This window comes from Fructobacillus parabroussonetiae (assembly GCF_018437265.1).
Taxonomy (GTDB): domain Bacteria; phylum Bacillota; class Bacilli; order Lactobacillales; family Lactobacillaceae; genus Fructobacillus; species Fructobacillus parabroussonetiae.
In genome coordinates this window covers 1-1,408 of record NZ_JAAMFL010000013.1, presented here as the reverse complement: position 1 = coordinate 1,408, position 1,408 = coordinate 1, and the positions used below count along the sequence as shown (strand labels likewise).

The 1,408-nt window shown below is 54.1% G+C and carries 14 tRNA genes; all 14 read right to left on the bottom strand.

The annotated features are described in order from the left end of the window. Positions 1-40: 40 nt before the first annotated feature. Positions 41-114, bottom strand: a tRNA-Ile gene (locus G6R30_RS06110). 4 nt (positions 115-118) lie between these two features. After that, a tRNA-Gly gene (locus tag G6R30_RS06105) sits at positions 119-189 on the bottom strand. 22 nt (positions 190-211) lie between these two features. Continuing rightward, positions 212-284 (bottom strand) — tRNA-Phe (locus G6R30_RS06100). Between the two features lie 19 nt (positions 285-303). Beyond that, positions 304-377 (bottom strand) — tRNA-Asp (locus G6R30_RS06095). Positions 378-379: 2 nt separating this feature from the next. Then, positions 380-453, bottom strand: a tRNA-Met gene (locus tag G6R30_RS06090). A gap of 34 nt (positions 454-487) precedes the next feature. Continuing rightward, positions 488-577: transfer RNA gene (locus G6R30_RS06085), tRNA-Ser, on the bottom strand. 18 nt (positions 578-595) lie between these two features. Further along, positions 596-669 (bottom strand) — tRNA-Ile (locus G6R30_RS06080). Positions 670-681: 12 nt separating this feature from the next. Next, positions 682-755, bottom strand: a tRNA-Met gene (locus G6R30_RS06075). A 19-nt stretch (positions 756-774) separates the two neighbouring features. Next, positions 775-848: transfer RNA gene (locus G6R30_RS06070), tRNA-Pro, on the bottom strand. A 42-nt stretch (positions 849-890) separates the two neighbouring features. Beyond that, positions 891-964, bottom strand: a tRNA-Arg gene (locus tag G6R30_RS06065). Positions 965-972: 8 nt separating this feature from the next. After that, positions 973-1,056 (bottom strand) — tRNA-Leu (locus G6R30_RS06060). Positions 1,057-1,062: 6 nt separating this feature from the next. Further along, positions 1,063-1,134 (bottom strand) — tRNA-Gly (locus G6R30_RS06055). A gap of 6 nt (positions 1,135-1,140) precedes the next feature. After that, a tRNA-Thr gene (locus tag G6R30_RS06050) sits at positions 1,141-1,213 on the bottom strand. A 36-nt stretch (positions 1,214-1,249) separates the two neighbouring features. Next, positions 1,250-1,322 (bottom strand) — tRNA-Val (locus G6R30_RS06045). Positions 1,323-1,408 lie beyond the last annotated feature (86 nt).

Genomic DNA, 1,408 nt, shown 5'->3' with positions numbered 1-1,408 from the left:
AAAAGGGCACAAAAAAAGCCGACCGAAGTCGACTGATCAATGGGCCATCCTGGATTCGAACCAGGGACCTCTGCGTTATCAACACAGCGCTCTAACCAACTGAGCTAATGGCCCATAAAGCGAATGACGGGAATCGAACCCGCATAGCCAGCTTGGAAGGCTGGAATTCTACCATTGAACTACATTCGCATCATCTCTCGGGTCTCCCCTATGGCGCTGGACGGAATCGAACCGCCGACACATGCAGCTTCAATGCATTGCTCTACCAACTGAGCTACAGAGCCATCTCTTTTTCAAAAGAAACGGTCACAACGGGGTTCGAACCCGTGATCTCCTGCGTGACAGGCAGGCGTCCTAACCAGCTAGACCATGCGACCAATTGCGGGAGTAGGATTTGAACCTACGACCTTCGGGTTATGGGCCCGACGAGCTACCGAACTGCTCCATCCCGCGATAATATTAAGCTTTTCGTGGGGCTTGTGCCCTAAGGAGGATGAGGGATTCGAACCCTCGCGCCGGTTTCCCGACCTGACGGTTTTCAAGACCGTTCCCTTCAGCCAGACTTGGGTAATCCTCCATGTTTTCATGGCGTTCATGGACCATGTTGGACTCGAACCAACGACCGGACGGTTATGAGCCGTCTGCTCTAACCAGCTGAGCTAATGGTCCGGTACGAGTCTATCGCGGCAGGGGGAATCGAACCCTCGACCTCTCGGGTATGAACCGAACGCTCTAGCCAGCTGAGCTACACCGCGATGTCGCTGTCTCCAGCCATCGGGACGACAGGATTCGAACCTGCGACCCCCTGGTCCCAAACCAGGTGCTCTACCAAGCTGAGCTACGTCCCGTTCCTTTTGGACTCTCGTCCTGTCTTCTGGATTGGAAGACGATGCACCTAGCAGGAGTCGAACCTGCAACCTTCTGATTCGTAGTCAGACACTCTATCCAATTGCGCTATAGGTGCAAATATAATGCCGGCGACCGGGATCGAACCGGTACGATGTTTCCATCGCAGGATTTTAAGTCCTGTGCGTCTGCCTATTCCGCCACGCCGGCATTCCAAGCGAACAACGGGATTCGAACCCGCGACCCCCACCATGGCAAGGTGATGTTCTACCTCTGAACTATGTTCGCATAATATGCCGACTAAAGGATTCGAACCTTCGACCCCCGCTTTACAAGAGCGGTGCTCTACCAGCTGAGCTAAGTCGGCTGGATGCCCGACGCGGCGCTTTTTGACCTTAGTCAATGGACGCTACAGGGATCGAACCTGTGACCCCCTGCTTGTAAGGCAGGTGCTCTCCCAGCTGAGCTAAGCGTCCAAAATAAAAACGAGTCTCCTCGTTTTATATGTACAGGCATCGCGTCGTCCTATCCTCGCAGCCAGCGTTCCGGCAACTACTTTTGG